The sequence below is a fragment of the Caldibacillus sp. 210928-DFI.2.18 genome (assembly GCF_020554505.1).
GTDB classification, from domain to species: Bacteria; Bacillota; Bacilli; order Bacillales; family Caldibacillaceae; genus Caldifermentibacillus; species Caldifermentibacillus hisashii.
Window position 1 is genome coordinate 1 of record NZ_JAJCHL010000038.1, and the last position, 18,320, is coordinate 18,320.

General features: G+C 35.6%; 17 protein-coding genes. 14 read left to right on the plus strand and 3 right to left on the minus strand.

Annotated elements, in window-relative coordinates:
* Nucleotides 1–349 precede the first annotated feature (349 nt).
* Together LIZ98_RS09530 and LIZ98_RS09535 are read left to right on the plus strand one after the other, a co-directional pair.
* On the plus strand, nucleotides 350–1,348 hold the full coding sequence (locus tag LIZ98_RS09530; RefSeq protein WP_227139528.1) for a Gfo/Idh/MocA family protein: 999 nt from the start codon (nucleotides 350–352) through the stop codon (nucleotides 1,346–1,348).
* A 29-nt stretch (nucleotides 1,349–1,377) separates the two neighbouring features.
* Nucleotides 1,378–2,361: an aldo/keto reductase gene (locus LIZ98_RS09535; RefSeq protein WP_041844711.1), complete on the plus strand. Its 984-nt coding sequence runs from the start codon at nucleotides 1,378–1,380 to the stop codon at nucleotides 2,359–2,361.
* 349 nt (nucleotides 2,362–2,710) lie between these two features.
* On the opposite strand, the gene LIZ98_RS09540 is transcribed toward LIZ98_RS09535, so the two are convergent.
* Entirely contained in the window at nucleotides 2,711–3,328 is a 618-nt protein-coding gene (locus LIZ98_RS09540; protein WP_227139529.1) for a TetR/AcrR family transcriptional regulator, read from the minus strand.
* A 127-nt stretch (nucleotides 3,329–3,455) separates the two neighbouring features.
* On the opposite strand from LIZ98_RS09540, the gene LIZ98_RS09545 reads away from it, so the two are divergent.
* From LIZ98_RS09545 to LIZ98_RS09565, 5 genes are read left to right on the plus strand one after another with little or no spacing between them, the layout of a single operon-like run.
* A complete protein-coding gene (locus tag LIZ98_RS09545; RefSeq protein ID WP_227139530.1) occupies nucleotides 3,456–4,790 on the plus strand; it encodes an APC family permease in 1,335 nt (444 codons plus the stop codon).
* 21 nt (nucleotides 4,791–4,811) lie between these two features.
* The gene (locus tag LIZ98_RS09550) at nucleotides 4,812–5,957 is read left to right on the plus strand and encodes a Glu/Leu/Phe/Val family dehydrogenase (protein WP_052514514.1); all 1,146 of its coding nucleotides are present in this window, start codon (nucleotides 4,812–4,814) and stop codon (nucleotides 5,955–5,957) included.
* 6 nt (nucleotides 5,958–5,963) lie between these two features.
* Entirely contained in the window at nucleotides 5,964–7,223 is a 1,260-nt protein-coding gene (locus tag LIZ98_RS09555) for a dihydrolipoamide acetyltransferase family protein (protein ID WP_227139531.1), read from the plus strand.
* Nucleotides 7,224–7,234: 11 nt separating this feature from the next.
* Nucleotides 7,235–8,323: a pyruvate dehydrogenase (acetyl-transferring) E1 component subunit alpha gene (gene pdhA, locus LIZ98_RS09560; protein ID WP_227139532.1), complete on the plus strand. Its 1,089-nt coding sequence runs from the start codon at nucleotides 7,235–7,237 to the stop codon at nucleotides 8,321–8,323.
* Nucleotides 8,316–9,293: an alpha-ketoacid dehydrogenase subunit beta gene (locus LIZ98_RS09565; protein WP_227139533.1), complete on the plus strand. Its 978-nt coding sequence runs from the start codon at nucleotides 8,316–8,318 to the stop codon at nucleotides 9,291–9,293. Before pdhA ends, LIZ98_RS09565 begins: the two co-directional genes overlap by 8 nt.
* Nucleotides 9,294–9,440: 147 nt before the next feature.
* On the opposite strand, the gene LIZ98_RS09570 is transcribed toward LIZ98_RS09565, so the two are convergent.
* Nucleotides 9,441–10,208, minus strand: coding sequence for an SDR family oxidoreductase (locus LIZ98_RS09570; RefSeq protein WP_227139534.1), 768 nt, complete (start codon nucleotides 10,206–10,208; stop codon nucleotides 9,441–9,443).
* 281 nt (nucleotides 10,209–10,489) lie between these two features.
* On the opposite strand from LIZ98_RS09570, the gene LIZ98_RS09575 reads away from it, so the two are divergent.
* The 4 genes from LIZ98_RS09575 (at nucleotide 10,490) to dhaL (ending at nucleotide 14,668) form a co-directional block, all read left to right on the plus strand.
* Nucleotides 10,490–11,599, plus strand: a complete 1,110-nt coding sequence (locus tag LIZ98_RS09575; RefSeq protein WP_227139535.1) for an MDR/zinc-dependent alcohol dehydrogenase-like family protein — start codon at nucleotides 10,490–10,492, stop codon at nucleotides 11,597–11,599.
* Between the two features lie 31 nt (nucleotides 11,600–11,630).
* The gene (locus tag LIZ98_RS09580) at nucleotides 11,631–12,911 is read left to right on the plus strand and encodes an MFS transporter (protein ID WP_227139536.1); all 1,281 of its coding nucleotides are present in this window, start codon (nucleotides 11,631–11,633) and stop codon (nucleotides 12,909–12,911) included.
* Between the two features lie 80 nt (nucleotides 12,912–12,991).
* The gene (locus tag LIZ98_RS09585) at nucleotides 12,992–13,996 is read left to right on the plus strand and encodes a dihydroxyacetone kinase subunit DhaK (RefSeq protein ID WP_227139537.1); all 1,005 of its coding nucleotides are present in this window, start codon (nucleotides 12,992–12,994) and stop codon (nucleotides 13,994–13,996) included.
* Between the two features lie 15 nt (nucleotides 13,997–14,011).
* Entirely contained in the window at nucleotides 14,012–14,668 is a 657-nt protein-coding gene (dhaL, locus tag LIZ98_RS09590) for a dihydroxyacetone kinase subunit DhaL (RefSeq protein WP_227139538.1), read from the plus strand.
* A gap of 204 nt (nucleotides 14,669–14,872) precedes the next feature.
* Here the strand turns inward: dhaL and LIZ98_RS09595 are convergent, their stop codons facing one another.
* On the minus strand, nucleotides 14,873–15,643 hold the full coding sequence (locus tag LIZ98_RS09595) for a DeoR/GlpR family DNA-binding transcription regulator (RefSeq protein ID WP_227139539.1): 771 nt from the start codon (nucleotides 15,641–15,643) through the stop codon (nucleotides 14,873–14,875).
* 291 nt (nucleotides 15,644–15,934) lie between these two features.
* Here LIZ98_RS09595 and rpiB point away from each other — a divergent pair, with 291 nt between their 5' ends.
* The 3 genes from rpiB (at nucleotide 15,935) to fsa (ending at nucleotide 18,254) form a co-directional block, all read left to right on the plus strand.
* Nucleotides 15,935–16,420, plus strand: coding sequence for a ribose 5-phosphate isomerase B (rpiB, locus tag LIZ98_RS09600; protein WP_227139540.1), 486 nt, complete (start codon nucleotides 15,935–15,937; stop codon nucleotides 16,418–16,420).
* A gap of 34 nt (nucleotides 16,421–16,454) precedes the next feature.
* Entirely contained in the window at nucleotides 16,455–17,393 is a 939-nt protein-coding gene (gene glpX, locus LIZ98_RS09605) for a class II fructose-bisphosphatase (RefSeq protein WP_227139541.1), read from the plus strand.
* A gap of 210 nt (nucleotides 17,394–17,603) precedes the next feature.
* A complete protein-coding gene (gene fsa, locus LIZ98_RS09610; protein ID WP_034767736.1) occupies nucleotides 17,604–18,254 on the plus strand; it encodes a fructose-6-phosphate aldolase in 651 nt (216 codons plus the stop codon).
* The last annotated feature ends 66 nt before the right edge of the window (nucleotides 18,255–18,320 follow it).

An 18,320-nucleotide genomic window follows, 5' to 3' on the forward strand; every position in this document is an offset into this window, starting at 1 on the left:
TAGGGCCACCTTTAGTTGGGTATTTACTTTTTTGGCCCTAAGTTGGGAAAATAATTAATCTGAAAATTATGACATTATTTATGCAACACTAGTGGTGATATATAACAAAAATATTGTTAAAAATAATAGGAAAGTTAAAGTTGCAAACGTTTACTAAAAATTTAGTTTGTGTTACGCTATATATGCAATTTGTTTAATCAATATACAAAGTTTTTGGAAATGGAGGTTTAATAGACTAGATCTTCTGCTCTTTTTATTACAGATATATTTAAAATAGTACTTTTATAAATATAGAGTTCTGAAAAACAAAGTCCATAAGAATTTGAAAAATTTCCATAGGGAGGTATATTTGCTGAAAACTGTCCACTGGGGTATTCTAGGTACCGCAAAAATTGCTCAAACTCAATTAATTCCTGCAATCAAGCGGTCGAGAAATACTGAAGTTGTTGCGATTGCAAGCCGCTCGGAAAAAGTCCATGAAATTGCCGAGAAGTTAGAAATACCCAAGGCTTATGAAAGTTATGAAGCATTATTAAATGATCCGGAAATAGATGTTATATATATTCCACTACCAAATCATCTACATAAAGAATGGATTACCAGGGCAGCTCAAGCCGGCAAACATGTGTTGAGCGAAAAGCCGGTGACATTAACGGCAGATGAAGCCAAAGAAGTAGTGGCAGTTTGTAAGGAAAATAATGTCTTATTCATGGAAGCATTCATGTATCAATTTCACCCGCAACATCAGAGGGTTCGTAATATTTTAATCAGTGGTGAAATAGGCGAAATTAAAATGATGAAAGCAAGTTTTTCTTTTTACATGGATCCTAGTGAACGTGTAAAAAATATACGAATGGATGCAGCAAAAGGAGGCGGAAGTATTTACGATATTGGTTGTTACTGTATTCATTCTATCCGAAATATATTGCAAACAGAACCAAAAGAAATCCGTGTTCAAGCTCAGATTGATAAGGAACAAAATATAGACCTTACATCTTTCGTTTATATGAAAATGGTAAATGGAGTACCGACTATTTTTGACTGTAGTTTTGATATGAATTTCCGACATGAATACGAGATAATCGGGACAAAGGGACGTATAAAAGTTCCTCGTGCATACCGACCGGATAATTATGGCGGTGAAGGGCATATCATCATTGAAAAAGAAAATGAACAGCGAGTTGAGAAACTTACTGCAGACCAATATGCAATGGAAGTGGAACATTTTTCAGAATGTGTGATTGAAGGAAAGAACCCGTCCTATTCGGTTGAAAATACGATAAAAAATATGGAAGCGATCGAGGCTTGTTACAAATCTATACAAATAAATGATAAAGTTGAATTATAAATGAAAAGTGAAAAAGGGTGGTGCACAAGGTGAATTATCGTCGTTTAGGTTCTACCGATTTGGAAATTAGTGAATTAAGTTTTGGTACTTGGGCGATTGGGGGTGACTGGGGAAATCATGATGACCGGGAAGCGCTGAAAGGATTAGAGCGTGCCATGGATGCAGGAGTTAATTTCTTTGATACAGCGGATGTTTATGGGAATGGTCATAGTGAAGAACTACTTGCCAAGGCAACAAAGGGGAAAGAAGATAAAGTCTATATTGCAACCAAGTTTTGCCGTGCCGGAAATATTCATGATCCTGAAAATTATAGTGAAAAAACAGTTCGCACATATTTAGAAGGCAGTTTAAAACGTTTGAATCGCGAATATGTTGATCTGTATCAAATTCATTGCCCACCGCTTGAAATCTTGCAAAACACAGAAGTATTTGCCTTGTTAGATAAGTTAAAACAAGAAGGAAAAATTCGTTACTATGGTGTAAGTGTGGAAACTGTTGAGGAAGGGCTTTTCTGCATGACGAATCCGAATGTCAGTGCTTTGCAAGTAATTTTTAATATTTTCAGGCAAAAACCGGTTCAGGAGTTGTTCCCGGTTGCATTGGAAAAGAAAGTTGGCATTTTGGCTAGAGTTCCGTTGGCTAGCGGATTATTAACCGGTAAATTCAAAAAGAACGAGCAGTTTGAAAAAGACGACCATCGAAATTATAACAAAAATGGGGAAGCATTCAACGTCGGCGAAACCTTCGCTGGTCTCCCATTCGAAAAGGGTGTTGAACTAAGTGAACAAGTTAGTTGGATTGCTCAAAAACGCAGCAATATGACGCGTGCTGCCCTTCGTTGGATTTTAGACCACGAAGCTGTTTCAACAGTCATTCCAGGATTTAAAAATGTTAAGCAAGTGGAAGATAACTTGGCTGCAGACGATGTTCCAAGCTTCACGTCAGATGAAATGCAGCGGTTAACAGATTTTTATTGGAAGGAAGTTCATGACCATGTTCGTGGAGCGTATTAAATAACAGTTTGCTGTTACATAAAAAACCACTGCCAGGAAATTTGGTGGTGGTTTTTGATTTTAGTGACTTTCATCATATAATGGTGGCATTTTATTATATTTGATTTTTATCCAGAATAATTGAATGCAAAATGTGGTGTACACGAAAAGTGTAAATTTCTTGTAATCTATTAATTTAAGGGATTTATTAAAAAGGAAGGCATCAAGAAGTCAAATGGTGACTTCTTAGAGCCCCCTTCTAATATAATCTTTCATATATATATATTCTTTTTCTTCTCTTTAATACATTAGGATTGCTTTGACCTTAAAATAACAAAAGTTAACGGATACAAAAAATATAGTATCTCGTTCAGTCGTTTGGTCCCTTATATAGTCCAAACATATAAACATGTGTGAGATTATCGGCTATTTCAGAAATGGGTAATTTGTTTTTATCTGTGACGATTTCCCAAAGAAATCTTTCACCAGAATAAAGTAAAATCCGAGATGCAACTTCTGGATTTATTTGTTTTTTTGCAAGGCTTTGATCTTGAGAGTAGCGTATATCTTTAACAATTCGATCAATAAATTTATTTAATATGTCTTCCCACTTTTCTTTGAGAAGGGAAGAGACACCAATACCTTCATAAAAAATCATCAACAGGTTTTTATATTTTTCAGCTAATGAAATAAAGTGAAAAACCTGTTCCCGAATAACTTCAAAAGCATTTTCCTTTGAATTGGGAGTAAATTCTATATCCGCAACAGAATAAAATTCTTCCATGACATTATTCATTAAATGAGTCAGTATTTCATCCTTGCCTTCCGGAAAATGAATATAAAAAGTCCCATGACCAATATTGGCTTCCTTATTTATTTCCTTTATAGTTGTATTTTGATAGCCTTGTTCTATGAATACTTTTTCTGCAGCTTTTAATAACTTCTCCTTTGTTTTTAATGAACGTTGCAATCTTCCATCTACTCTCATAAATAACACCTCAAAAAATATATTGACATGCAGTCATATTTCATATTAACATAATATTAATTAACTAACTATATGACTGTGTGTCATATAGTTAAATTTCAAAATAATTAAAATGGGGTGTATTATTTTGGATGGGAAAATTGGGTTAATTGGTGCTATTTCTACACTTATTGGAATAATGGTTGGTGCTGCAATTTTTATTTTACTGGGACCACTAGCAGCTCAAACCGGTCCTTCTTTAACCTTGGCATTTTTGCTTGGAGCAATTCCGGCTTTGTTTGGAAGCGTTTACTATATGCAACTTGGCTCAATATTTCCAAGCTCAGGTGGAAGTTATATTTTTGCAAGTCGTTTATTAAATCCAACATTAGGTATATTGGCGGGGTTTTTTATGGTGTTTGCCGGGGTTGGAGCTGTTGGAATGCTTGCCTTAGGTTTTATTAATTACCTATCTTTCTACTTTACTAATATTCCAGTAATTCCAATTGCCCTGTTAACAATTTTATTTTTTTTCTTTATAAATTTCTTGGGTATTCGTTTTGCAAATAAGCTTCAAGTATTTATGGTAGGATGGATGGTTTTAGCGTTATTAATCTTCATTATATTTGGATTCCTTCACCAACAGAGTGCGGAGTTTGTTGCATTTGACAAAGGTCCATTCTTAAGAAATGGAGTGAGTGGTCTCTTAATGGCTGCAGTTTTATCCTTTTATTCTTATGCAGGTTATGGAATTGTTACAGAAATAGGAGGAGAAATAAAGAACCCTCAAGAGAATACTCCTTTGGCAATAATAATAAGTTTAGTGACTGTTGCGTTAATTTATATGGGGGTATCTTATATTTGTACATCGATTGTACCTATTGATGAATTTATAGGATTTAGCGCTTCGATACCAATGACTGCTAGCCTGTTTTTACCAAATTGGGTTGTAGACTTAATAGCTGTTGGAGGTTTTTTAGCCATCTTTACTACGCTAAATGCGATTATGCTTGTAATACCACAGGAGTTGGCTGTTATGGGGAATGAAGGAGTAATATCAAAGTTATTTACTAAAAAACATCAAAAGTTTGGTACTCCTTATATTTCGCTAGTTTTATTAAGTGTAGTACCAATGATCCTTATTATTTCCGGAATCAGTGAAACAGTGTTTGCAACAATGACAATTGTTGGTTTATTAATAAGCGGATTAATTATGGGATTTAGCGCACTTAAGATTTTCAAAAAGGCCAGCCGGGAGTATGAACATGCCATCATTAGGATCCCGAAGCCACTTCTCATTACATTTAGTATATTGGGGATCATTAGTAGCTTTTTATTTACTGTTTTGGCAATTTTAGATGCGCCGGTTGTTGGGGGATTAGCTATTGTGCTTATCGTATTTACCATGATTTACAGCAGAAAGAAAAATCTCTCAATATTAAGTAGTACGAATCTAAATGATGGCATTGATATTAAGAATTAATTTTTACAAGGGGGAATAAAATTGAAACAACCATATTTATCCACAGAATGGATTGATCCAGTAACAGGGGCAAAGGGGTACCTAGTTATTGACGAAATGAAAGCTGGGTTTTGTGCTGGTGGAATCAGAATGAGAAAAGGCGTTACGAAAGAAGAAATACAACGATTAGCTGAAATAATGACCATTAAGATGGCGGGATTAGGTATGACAGTTGGCGGAGCGAAAGGAGGTATTGATTTTCCACCCAATGATCCTAAAAGCAAAGAAGTGTTAAAAAGATATCTTGAAGCACATACTCCATATATAAAAGAATGTTGGCTAACAAGTGAGGATTTAGGAACACGTGAAGAGGACATTCTTCAGATTCTATCCGAACTGGGATTAAATTCTTCAGTTCAAGCTTTTATTGATAAACAAGAAAATGCTCCTTCTCTATTAAATGAATTACAAAAGGCAATGAAAGCAAGATATGATGGTACTGCTCTAACTGAACTTGTAACAGGCTACGGTGTTTCAGTGGTAACCATTAAAAGTTTAGAGCAACTAGGAGAAGACCCTCAACAAGCTAAGGTATCCATTCAAGGTTTTGGGAGTGTTGGAGCAAGTGCAGCAAAGTTCCTTTATGAAAGTGGTATTAAGGTTGTGGCAGTTGCGGATATACAAGGAACCATTTATAAGGAAGATGGATTAGATATCCCATTGCTTTTAACCTTAAAGGATAGTAAAGGGCTAATTTGTAGAAAAAGATTGCCTAGTGACTACGAACAATTGACAGGTAGTAAATGGTTAGAGGTTGAAACAGATGTATTAATTCCTGCTGCTATTGCTGATGTTATTAATATTGAAGCAGTCGATAAGATTGAAGCCAAAATAATTGTGGAAGGTGCTAACCTACCTGTTACGAAAGAAGCAGAAGAAATACTGTTTCAACGTGGTATCTTAGTTATTCCCGATTTTATTGCAAACAGTGGCGGTGCTGGGTTATTTGTTTCTGTCCTAAATGGAAATGTAGAAGGAACACCTAAAGCAATTTTCCAATTTTTAGGGGACAGATTATCAAAAACTGTAGAGGTAATTTTTTCAATAGTAAATAAAGAACGAATATTACCACGTATGGCTGCAAGACAACTTGTGGAAATAAAAGAAATATCACCAAAGGAGGTATGACAAATTATGAGTTTTAAACTGATTTTCGCTGATATTGGTGAAGGGCTGCATGAAGCTGAAATTTTGCAATGGTTTATTAATGTAGGAGATCATGTGGAAATTGATCAACCAATTGTAGAAGTTCAAACAGATAAAGCTGCTGTTGAAATTACATCGCCTAAAAATGGATTAATTACGAAAAGAAATGGTGAAGAGGGGGATACAATTTATGTTGGGGATTCCCTTGTTGAGATTGAATTAGATAAAGAGGTCACGACAGTCAATAAAAATAACGTCAAAGTAGATATAAGTGAACCGCAAAAAAAGAACAGTGAAGAGTCAAGATTTCCTTTCTTAAAATCTTCTTCACAAGAAAAGAAAATTATTGCTGCACCTAGTGTAAGGAAGTTTGCAAGGGAATCGGGAATTAATTTAAAAGACATTCAAGGTTCTGAAAAAAATGGTCGCATAACAAAACAAGATGTCCTGAATTATCTGGAGCAAATGAAAAGCGCTGCTACTTTAGAAACCATTGATAAAAATAGCAAAGATTTAGTCAATGAACCAATGAATCTTCCCAACAAAACGCTAGAAAATGAGATTTTTCCGATCAGAGGATTAAGAAAGCAAATTTATAAAAATATGACTAAATCCGCCTTTACTATTCCTCATGTTACAGGGATGGAAGAAATTAATGCAGAGCGGCTTGTTCACTTAAGGTCAGAGTTGAATAAAACATCCATGATAAAAATTACATACCTACCAATTATTGTAAAATTTGTCGTGGATGTATTAAAAAGAAACCCAATTTTTAATGCTGTTATTGATGAAGAAAACGAAAATATTATTTTAAAGAAAGAATATAACATTGGTATTGCTATGGCTACTCCACAAGGATTAATTGTTCCAGTTATACACCAAGCTGACAAAAAGTCTGTAGAGGAGGTGGCCATAGAAATTGCTGAGTTGAATGACAAAGCTTTAAAAGGAAAACTATCCTTAAGTGAATTACAGGGCGGTACTTTTACTATCTCTAGTACTGGTGCTAATGGTGGATTTTTTGCAACTCCAATTATTAATTATCCTCAGGTTGCTATACTTGGTATTCATTCAATCAAAGAGAAGCCAGTTATCTTACCAAACCGAGAAGTCGGGATTGGATATGTGATGGGGATAAGCTTATCTTTTGATCATCGGATAATTGACGGTGAACCAGCAGGTAAATTCATGAATGATTTAAAGAAATATATGGAAACCCCAGAGTTATGGTTTTTAAAAGCTCGATAGGAGTGGTAAATATGTTTGACGAAAATCAATTAACATTTAAAATCATAAAAAGACTAGACGAACAAGGTAATTTAGTAGATGAACAAAAACTAAACATTAAACAATCCGAATTACTAGAAATGTATAAGTGGATGAAAAAGGCTAGGTTATTAGATGAAAAATTGCTTAAGTTGCAAAGACAAGGCCGTATCGGAACCTATGCGCCGTTTAGCGGACAAGAGGCAGCCCAGGTTGGAAGTGCATTTGCTCTAAATTCAAATGACTGGATTTGTCCAAGTTACCGTGATATAGCTGCCTGTCTTGTTCATGGTATGCCGATTGAACAAATTTTATATTATATCAAAGGTCATGTAGAAGGAGGTAAGTCCCCTGAAAATGTAAATATTTTACCCATTCAAATTATTATTGCAGCACAAACTTTACATGCCGTGGGAATTGGGTATGCTTCAAAGCTGAAAGGTGAATCTAGTGTAGCAATTAGTTATTTTGGAGATGGCGCTACCTCTGAAGGAGATTTCCATGAGGCATTGAATTTTGCAGCGGTCTATAAGACACCTACCATCTTCTTTTGCCAAAATAACCAATATGCAATTAGTGTTCCCTTAAAACAACAGATGGCAAGCAAAACAATTGCTCAAAAGGCTATTGCTTATGGAATGATAGGTATTCAGGTTGATGGAAATGATGTAGTAGCTGTATATGAGGCAACAAAAGAAGCAATAGAACGGGCTAGAAATGGAGGAGGACCAACATTGATTGAGGCTCTTACTTATCGTTATGGTCCTCATACAACATCAGATGATCCAAATAAATATAGAAGTAATGAAGAGAAAGAGGAATGGCTAAAAAAGGACCCGATTATAAGATTGAAAAAGTGGATTCATAAACAGAATCTTTGGAGCGATGAACAGGATCGTGAATTCGAAAATAATTTTCAGGATGAGATGAACCGTATTATAGATGAAGTCGAGAAACAGGACTTCCCGAAAATAAATGAAATCTTTAACCATGTTTATGATAAGATGACTAATCATCTGTATGAACAACAAATGGAGGCCAACAGCATAATCCAAAGAAAGGATGGTGACCATAATGGCTGAAATAACAATGGTTCAAGCAATACAGCAGGCATTAACAATTGAAATGGAAAAGGATCCTCGTGTTGTAATATTAGGTGAGGATGTAGGAAGAAACGGGGGAGTTTTCCGAGTCACCGATGGGTTAATTGAGAGGTTTGGAAAAGATAGGGTCATAGATACGCCATTAGCTGAGTCGGCAATTATTGGAACATCGGTGGGTATGAGTGTAAATGGATTAAAACCTGTTGCTGAAATTCAATTTTTAGGGTTTATTTATGAGGCAATGGATCAAATTGCCAGTCAAGCTGCTCGAATGCGCTTTAAATCTGCAGGAAGATTTCATGTCCCTATGGTTATTCGTAGTCCATATGGTGGAGGAGTTCGAACACCCGAGTTGCATTCCGATAGTTTAGAAGCCTTGTTTTCTCATACACCCGGCTTAAAGATTGTTATGCCATCTAATCCATATGATGCCAAGGGATTATTAATTTCGGCAATAAGGGATAATGATCCGGTGTTATTTCTCGAACCGATGAAATTGTATCGTACATGCAAGCAGGATGCTCCAGAGGGTGAGTATGAGATTCAGATAGGAAAGGCTCACATAGTAAAAGAAGGACACCATGCAACAATAGTTTCGTGGGGTCCCCCTGTTCAAACATTAAAGAAGATTGTAGATGAATATGAAAAGGAAGATATACATTTAGAGTTAATCGACCTCAGGACAGTTGCCCCAATTGATATTGAAACAATATTGAAATCTGTTGAAAAAACTGAGCGATTACTAATTGTTCATGAGGCGGTAAAAACGAACGGAATAGGTGCAGAAATTGCTGCGCTAGTTAGTGAGAAGGGACTGTTTTCTCTATCAGCGCCAATATTACGTGTTACGGGTTATGATACACCTTACCCGGTGGGAACAGTTGAAGATGATTGGTTGCCAAACGATAAGAGAATAAAACTATCTGTTGAAAAACTTTTATCTTATTAAAAATCTATTTTTTAAGGAGCTTTCTACACGTCAGCTCCTTTTTCTTGAAAAGACAAATTGCCTTTTTCCAAGTATTGCTTTTAAAAAAACGTTCTTACCACATTTTTGAAAAATATCAAGGTGGAATTGGAAAAAGGCGATCAAAAATTATTTAATTGTGTTACCACCGTCAATTACAATGTTTTCCCCGGTAATTAAGTTTGCAGCGTCACTTACTAAAAACAAGGCAACAGCAGCTACTTCCTCCGGATAACCAAACCGACCGAGTGGAATTTCCTTCTTAGCTTTTTCTCCCTTCTCACCAGCCCAAGCTTTCTTACCTAATTCCGTTAGGATAACAGTTGGTGAGATAGCATTAACATTAATTTTAAATTGTGCCCATTCATAAGCTAAAACTTTAGTTACCCCAATTACTCCCGCTTTACTAGCACAATAAGCAACATGATTATCCAAGGCAATAAGTGCTGCCTGTGAAGCTAAATTAATAATTTTCCCGCCATGACCTTGTTTAATCATTGCTTGACCGACTTTTTGAGACATTTTAAATGTACCGGTAAGATTAATATCAATAGTTTTTTGCCAATAATCTTCAGAAATGTTTTCTGCATTGTCAAGTAATGCAATTCCTGCACAATTTACCAGAATATCAATTTTACCAAAGGAATTTTTTACTTTTTGAATCGCTTGATTAATACTATCATTATTTGTTACATCACAATAAACGCCAATTGCATGTTCAGCATTTATACGTTTTGCAATATCATTTACATTTTCTTTCAAATCGAAAATTGCAACCTTTGCGCCCTTTTCAAGAAACAGTTCTGAAATTGCTTTTCCAATTCCGCTGGCGCCACCGGTTATAATCGCTACTTTGTCAGTAATTTTAAAGTCTTTATCATAACCATGAAAAGACATAATTATCACCCCCTCGCAATTTAGTTTTGAAATCATTCATTTATATTTTATTAAATTTGTTATTATTAGGCAATAGAAAAAGAGTGTTTTTATTTTCAAAACGAAACCAAAAGATTATAAATAAAAAAATAAAAAAATAATATTGACAAAAAAGAAAAGAAAGTGCTAAAATTAAGCTATTAATTGGAAACGGTTGCAATGTTTTCAATTCTCTTTTGCTTAAAAGTTTTATTAGTTTCTTTGAAAATCACTGAAAAATAATTAAAAAGGAGAGAAATTTAATGGAATTGACAACAATTAATAAAAAGTCTAAGGATTTGGAAATACCAAAAACAATGAGAGCTGTTGTTGCATATGCACCGGGGGATTATAGATTAGAAGAAGTAGAAACTCCTAAAATTGAAAATGATAAAGAAATTATTGTTAAAGTAGAAGCTTGTGGTATTTGTGCAGGAGATGTAAAGGCCTACTACGGTGCACCAAGCTTTTGGGGTGATGAAAAACAACCTCCGTACATAAAAGCGCCGATGATCCCAGGACACGAATTTATCGGGAAAGTTGTTCAAATAGGAAAAGGTGTTACAGACTTTAAAATTGGTGATCGAGTAATTTCTGAACAAATTGTTCCGTGCTGGGAATGCCGTTTTTGTAAACGTGGTCAATATTGGATGTGTGAAAAGCATGACCTTTATGGATTCCAAAATAATGTTAACGGTGGTATGGCAGAATACATGAAATTTACCAAAGAAGCAATTAACTATAAAGTTCCCGAGGATTTACCAATTGAAAAAGCTATTTTAATAGAACCATATGCCTGCAGTTTACATGCAGTGCAACGTGCACAGATTGAATTAGGGGATGTTGTAGTACTTTCGGGTGCCGGCACACTGGGATTAGGGATGATTGGTGCAATTAAAAAGTCTGGTGCCAAAACATTAGTCGTATTAGATTTGAAAGAAGATCGTTTAGAGATTGCTAAAAAATTTGGTGCAGATATTGTTATGAATCCTGCAAAAGTGGATGTCGTGAAAGAAATTAAAAATATGACGGACGGTTACGGTTGTGATGTTTATATTGAAGCAACCGGACATCCTGCTTCTGTTGAACAAGGTCTTTTTGCTATAAGAAAATTAGGCCGCTTTGTTGAATTTAGTGTATTTGGCAAACCAGTAACTGTTGACTGGAGTATTATTAGTGATCGTAAGGAACTTGATCTATTAGGATCACACTTAGGACCATATTGCTATCCATTAGTAATTGAAGGTATTGCTAACGGTGACTTTCCAACTGAAGGAGTTGTAACACATAAATTACCACTTGAAGAATTTCAAAAGGGATTTGAATTAATGGAGAAAGGGGAAAAATCCTTAAAAATCATCATAGTACCGTAATGCCCTAGTGGAAAAAAAGGGGGGGAGATTTATGACAAAAAAACAATCATTTCTAGATCGTATTGGTATTCCGTCTCATCTGTTTTGGGGGTATATTGGTGTTCTAATCTTTATGATGGGTGACGGATTGGAACTTGCTTGGATAAGTCCTTATCTTGTTGACCAGGGACTTACCGTTCAACAAGCTGCAGGACTTACAACTGCATATGGAGTAACGATTGCGATTGGTGCGTGGTTTTCGGGAGTATTGGTAGAAGCTATCGGACCGAGAAAAACTATGTTACTTGGGGTTTTGACATATGCAATAGGACAAGTACTGTTTCTAACTTTCGCTTTACCTGAATTAAATTACGGTTTAATGATCCCGACATATGCTGTTCGAGGATTTGGCTACCCACTATTTGCCTATGCATTTTTAGTGTGGATTACTTATCGAACGCCTAGCTACCAATTAGGAAAAGCAGTCGGTTGGTTTTGGTTTGTGTTTACCGGCGGATTAAGTGTATTGGGTGCATTTTTTTCCAGTTGGGCTATTCCGATTATTGGCCACATTGGTACATTATGGGCAGCACTAATTTTTATTTCAATTGGAGCATTTTTAGCAATTGTTGTTAACCGTGATCAAATTGGTATAATAAAAGCGGATAAATCTATAGGGAATAATAGATTGAAAGACTTATTAAATGGTATTTTGATTATTAAGAAGGAGCCGAAAGTTGGAATTGCAGGAATAGTACGTATTATAAACCAAGCCTCCCAGTATGCATTTCCACTGTTCTTACCAATTTATTTAAAGGATCAAGGTATTAGTACAACAGTTTGGTTAAATATTTGGGGAACGATATTTATCTCTAATATCGCATTTAATTTAATTTTTGGATATGTTGGGGATAGATTGGGGTGGAGAAATACGGTTAAATGGTTTGGAGCGGTTGGTTGTGGATTATTTACATTAATGCTATTTTACACGCCGCAATTCTTTGAAGGAAATGTATTTCTTGTTGGGGTTACCGGTATTCTTTGGGGTGCATGTTTAGCCGGATTTGTTCCACTGTCTGCCTTAACACCTTCTTTGGTTGGCGATGGGGATAAAGGGGCTGCAATGTCAATTTTAAATCTTGGCGCCGGATTATGTGTATTTGTCGGTCCTGCATTAGTTACTTTATTTTATGAAGCAATCGGAGTCAAAGGTTTAATGTGGTTATTAGCAGGTCTATATTTTGTTGCTGCAATTTTAACAAGCTACTTGAAACTTCCTAGTGAAACAAACATAGCGGCTTCAGAAATAGATAAAAAGGTAGTGGAAAACTAAAATTAATTTTCCTTTCGGTGTAAAGAGTTTTATTGAGACGAAACGATTGTTAATAGTATTACGAAATGGAGTGAAACTTGATGAAAAAACTTATAAATGACCCAAAAGACGTTGTTGAGGAAATGTTAGAAGGCTATGTAAAAGCCCACTCTAATTATGTTAGACAATTACCTGAAAATAAACGTGCCTTAGTAACAACACGAAAAACAAAAGAAGGTAAAGTCGGAATTTTAATCGGCGGTGGTTCAGGTCATGAACCGGCTTTCTTAGGATATGTAGGAGAAGGTATGGCAGACGGGGTTGCAGTTGGTAATATTTTTTCATCACCATCTCCGGATCCTATTGTAGATGTAACAAAAGCCATTGATAAAGGTGCTGGTGTAGTATATTTGTTCGGTAACTATGCCGGTGATGTAATGAATTTCGGCATGGCTGCTGAAATTGCGGAATTAGAAGAGAATATTCAAATTGGAACAGCTTTAGCAACGGATGATGTTGCTTCTGCCCCAAAAGAAGAAAAAGAAAAACGGCGTGGCATTGCCGGTGAATTTTTCATATGGAAAGCAGCAGGTGCAGCAGCGGACTTAGGATATAATTTAGAAGAAGTTGTTCGAGTTGCAAAAAAGGCAAATGATAATACCCGTTCCATGGGGGTTGGTTTATCACCCTGTTCACTACCTCAAACAGGAAAACCGAGTTTTGAAATCGGCGATGACGAAATGGAAATCGGCCTCGGTCATCATGGAGAACCCGGAATTGAAAAAGGGCCTCTAAAACCTGCTGATGAAGTAGCTGAACGTTTAGTTAATGATATTTTGGCAGATATAGAAATAAACAAAAGAGATAAAGTGGCTGTACTAGTAAATGGTCTTGGTTCTACACCATATATGGAATTATATATTATGTTTCGGCGAGTTGAACAGTTATTAAGTGAGCGTGAAATTGAAATTTATCGTTCATATGTTGGCAACTATATTACTTCCCTGGAAATGGGGGGCTGTTCAGTTACATTAATAAAATTGGATGAGGAACTAGAAAAAATGATAGATTACCCTGTTGATACACCAATGTTTGTACAAAAATAGCAAGGGGGTTTTATGATGGAATTTACAGCAAAAGATTTTATAAACTATTTTAAATCTATTGTAGAAATGATAGAACAGCAAAAAGATTATCTCTGTGAGTTAGATCGTAAAGTAGGCGATGGTGACCATGGTGTAACAATGTCCATTGGTTGGCAAGCGGTAAACGAAAAGTTAAATAAAGAATTAGCTTACGAAGAAGATCCTGCGAAAGTAAATCTTACGGTTGGAAAAACATTTTTAAGTGCGGTTGGTTCATCAGTAGGTCCATTGTATGCAACTGGCTTTATGCGCGGTGCAAAGGTAGTTAAAGGGAAAACAATTGTAAATGATCAAGATTTAATTGAATTCTGGATTGCATTTGGAAAAGGCATTCAAGAACGCGGAGGCGCACAAGTCGGTGATAAAACGATGGTAGATACATTAGCTCCATTCGTAATTGAACTAGAAACCCAATTTAATCAATCCAGAGATTTTGTCAGTGCATTTACATCTGCTGTAAATGAAGCAAAAAAAGGTATGGAGTCAACAAAAGATTTATTATCGAAAAAAGGGCGATCCAGCCGCTTAGGTAATCGATCAATCGGTGTACAAGACCCGGGAGCTACCTCTTGTTATCTATTATTAGAAGCATTTCTAAATTATGTAAATAACAAAGTTGAAAAAGAAAATTAAAAAATACTCATAGTGAAAGGAAGACTAGCCAACAAAGGGCTAGTCTTCCAACCAAGTTAATTATTGGGGTTTAAGTAATAGTTGACATTTGTCATTGGCCTTATCTTGTTCTTGAAAGTGTACCGGATTTTATGAGAAGGAACTATGGAAATAAGGGATGTACCTTTAATAAATAGTATTTGATTCAGATCTTATTGTAATTAATCAGGATAAAATTGTAATATTGTAATCCTTTAATTGACTAATTAATTCATTTGAAAGATTTTTATCAGTAATCATAGTATCAATTTGTTCACAAGTAGCAAAAGTTGCAATTGAACTTGTTCCAATCTTGGAAGAATCTAATAATGCGATGATTTTATTCGCTTTTTCCACCATAACTTTTTTTAATTCTACTTCATAAACATTAAAGTCGGTAAGACCTTCCTCAACGGTAAAACCGCTTGCTGATGTGAACATAGTATCAATATTGATTTTCTCTAAGACACTTTTGCCAAGTAGTCCCTCAATCGCCATAGACCCCATTCTAGCAATTCCGCCGATTAAAATAACATTGATACTAGGGTTCTCTTTCAATTCCAACGCTTGTGAAAGTCCGTTTGTAACAACGGTAATGTGCTTATTAGATTCGCGTAAAAGTTTGGCTAATTCAAGGGTTGTCGTACTTGCATCAAGAAGAATACAATCTTTATGTGAGATAAAGTCAATTGCTTTTTTCGCAATCGCAAATTTAGAATCTCGATTTTTCTTTTCCCTTTCAGAGAAGCTCTTTTTTGCAGGGAACTCCTCGTTTAATACAGCACCACCATGTGTACGAGTTAAAAGTCCCTCTTCTTCTAATATGTTTAAATCCGTCCGTAGAGTTGCCTCGGAAACGTTTACATCTCTCGCTAAATCTTTAACAGTTACCCGTTTTTTTTCCTTTAAAATAGTTAAAATTAATTGTCTTCTCTCGGTTGCAAATAATTTAGTCACATTTTACCCCCCAGACATTCGTTACTACTATCATCTTCTTTAATACAAGTAAAAAAAATTAAAAGCAAATAAAAATCCTGAAATATAATTTATTTTAATATAACAAGTTTAAACAAAAAATTAATGATTGGCAAGAAATAAAAGAAAAAATATTAAATATAAGCACAAAATATTTTTAAAACAAAAACAAACGAAAATAAAACTTGAAAATAAAAAGTAAACGTAATAAAATGATATTGGATAGTTAAGGAAAATGCAATTATATTTTTCAAATCGAAAGGAGTCTTAAAAATGAAAATTGGAATTGGTAGTGATCATAATGGTTTTGAATTGAAAGAAACAATAAAAAGTTTTGTTGAGGAACTGGGTCACGAAGTAAAAGATTATGGTTGTTATTCAATAGAAGCGATTGATTATCCTGATGTTGCTTTTAAAGTGGCGGAAGGGGTAAGTAATGGTGAAATAGAACGGGGAATATTGATTTGCGGTACAGGAATTGGTGTTTGTATTGCAGCTAACAAATATCCGGGAATTCGTGCTGCCATGGCTCATGATGTTTATTCTGCAGAAAGAGCCCAACTAAGTAATGATGCACAAATTATTACAATGGGTGCAAAAATTATTGGCCCGGAAGTTGCTAAGAAAGTTGTAGCCGCTTACTTAAATGTTAAGTGGCAAGGTGGTTCTCAGCGCAAGGTCGATAAAATTGTAGAGAAGGAAAAACAATTTTTAACTGGAGAAGGTCAACAAGTTGTCGCAGGTTCTTGCGGTTGTTAAAACTTCTAAATGGCTTTAAAAGGAGTGGTTTCCAATGCAACGTTTAATTATTGATTTTTTAAATGTGACGGAATCAGCGGCTATCGCATCGCTGCCTTGGGTGGGTAGCGGGAATAAGTATGAGGCTGATCGGGCTGCAACTAGTGCAATGCGGCTATTTTTAAACGAGATTGCCATGAACGGAATTGTTGTTATTGGTGAAGGGGAAATTGATCAGGCACCAATGCTGTTTATTGGGGAAAGAGTTGGTACCGGTATAGGTCCTGCTGTGGATTTAGCTGTAGACCCGATTGATGGAACTACTTCAACCATTCATGGTCAAAATGATGCAATTACCGTTATCGCAGCTGCTCCAAAAGGCTCTTTACTTCATGCACCGGACATGTATATGGAAAAAATCGCCACCGGACCGGAAGCAAAAGGAGCAATCAATATTAATCGGTCTCTTGAAGAAAATCTATATGCAGTTGCTGAAGCAAAAGGAAAGAAAGTTAATGAACTAACGATTATTATTCAAGGAAGGGAACGTCATCAGTCAATGATTGATCAAATTCGGACCCTTGGTGGTAAAGTTCTTCTTTTTGAAGAAGGTGATGTTATACCAGCTATGTCAACATGTATTGAACATTTAAAAATCGATATGTTTATTGGCATTGGAGGCGCTCCTGAAGGTATTTTAGCAGCAGTAGGAATCAAAAGTCTAGGCGGTGATATGCAAGCGAGATTACTGCCTCGAACAAATGAAGAGTACGAAAGATGTAAACAAATGGGACTACCTGATCCGAAACAGGCACTTACCCATGACCAACTAGTCAATGCAGAAGATTGCCTTTTTGTTGCAACGGGTATTACAAACAACATGTTAATCAGTGGAATCCGCCAAAACAATAATAAATTTATTACAAAATCAATAATAATTCATGGAAAAGATAAAAAACTACGTTATGTTGAAACAGAACATTTTTGCAAGTAAGGAAAAACCCTGGTTTTGAAACAAATTTTGACATAGAAAAAATTTAAATATAAATTAAAAACCGGCAAAAGTAATTCCAAAAAATCCAATCACAATCGAAAACATGCCACTGGTTTTTTAGTGAACAAAGTGTTTCCTGTCTCTAGTTATTGGGACGTCAGTGTTTCCTTTATAAAATAACTAACTCAAAAAGTATAGGAGGTAAGATTCATGAAGTTTTTTCTTGATACAGCAAATATTGATGAAATAAAACGTGTAAAACGTCTTGGTTTAGTCAATGGTGTAACGACCAATCCAACGATTATCGCTCATGAAGGCAGAGATTTTGAAGAAGTTATTAAAGAGATTTGTAGTATAGTAGACGGTCCGGTAAGTGCAGAAGTTATCGGTTTAACAACAGAAGAAATGGTTGAGGAAGCGAGAGTTCTTGCAACATGGGCTCCAAATGTCGTTGTAAAAATCCCGATGACCGAAGCAGGTTTGGCAGCTGTCCATATTCTTTCCAAAGAAGGTATTAAAACAAATGTTACATTAATATTCACTGTTGCTCAAGGATTAATGGCTGCAAAAGCCGGTGCAACTTATGTTAGCCCATTTGTAGGAAGACTTGATGATATAGGTACGGAAGGTCTTCAATTAATTAAACGTCTAAAGACAGTACTTTCCAACTACAATTACGAAACAGAAATTATTACTGCAAGTGTACGGAATCTCCAACATGTTGAAGAGGCGGCAATTGCCGGTGCAGATATTGCCACAATCCCCGGGAATCTATTTCCTAAACTATGGAGCCACCCTTTAACAGAAAAAGGAATTAAACAATTTTTAGAAGACTGGAAAAAGGTTCCAAAAAAAGAGTAACTAGTTCTTTATGGTTTACACCCAAAAAGATGTATTTTTCTAACAATCTTACATTCGAAGCACGAT

Excerpts from the sequence above, each read along its gene's own strand:
- LIZ98_RS09540 (WP_227139529.1), bottom strand. The coding sequence starts at position 3,328 with ATGAGAGTAGATGGAAGATTGCAACGTTCATTAAAAACAAAGGAGAAG.
- LIZ98_RS09555 (WP_227139531.1), top strand. The coding sequence starts at position 5,964 with ATGAGTTTTAAACTGATTTTCGCTGATATTGGTGAAGGGCTGCATGAA.
- pdhA (WP_227139532.1), top strand. The coding sequence starts at position 7,235 with ATGTTTGACGAAAATCAATTAACATTTAAAATCATAAAAAGACTAGAC.
- LIZ98_RS09565 (WP_227139533.1), top strand. The coding sequence starts at position 8,316 with ATGGCTGAAATAACAATGGTTCAAGCAATACAGCAGGCATTAACAATT.
- LIZ98_RS09570 (WP_227139534.1), bottom strand. The coding sequence starts at position 10,208 with ATGTCTTTTCATGGTTATGATAAAGACTTTAAAATTACTGACAAAGTA.
- LIZ98_RS09575 (WP_227139535.1), top strand. The coding sequence starts at position 10,490 with ATGGAATTGACAACAATTAATAAAAAGTCTAAGGATTTGGAAATACCA.
- LIZ98_RS09580 (WP_227139536.1), top strand. The coding sequence starts at position 11,631 with ATGACAAAAAAACAATCATTTCTAGATCGTATTGGTATTCCGTCTCAT.
- LIZ98_RS09585 (WP_227139537.1), top strand. The coding sequence starts at position 12,992 with ATGAAAAAACTTATAAATGACCCAAAAGACGTTGTTGAGGAAATGTTA.
- dhaL (WP_227139538.1), top strand. The coding sequence starts at position 14,012 with ATGGAATTTACAGCAAAAGATTTTATAAACTATTTTAAATCTATTGTA.
- rpiB (WP_227139540.1), top strand. The coding sequence starts at position 15,935 with ATGAAAATTGGAATTGGTAGTGATCATAATGGTTTTGAATTGAAAGAA.
- glpX (WP_227139541.1), top strand. The coding sequence starts at position 16,455 with ATGCAACGTTTAATTATTGATTTTTTAAATGTGACGGAATCAGCGGCT.
- fsa (WP_034767736.1), top strand. The coding sequence starts at position 17,604 with ATGAAGTTTTTTCTTGATACAGCAAATATTGATGAAATAAAACGTGTA.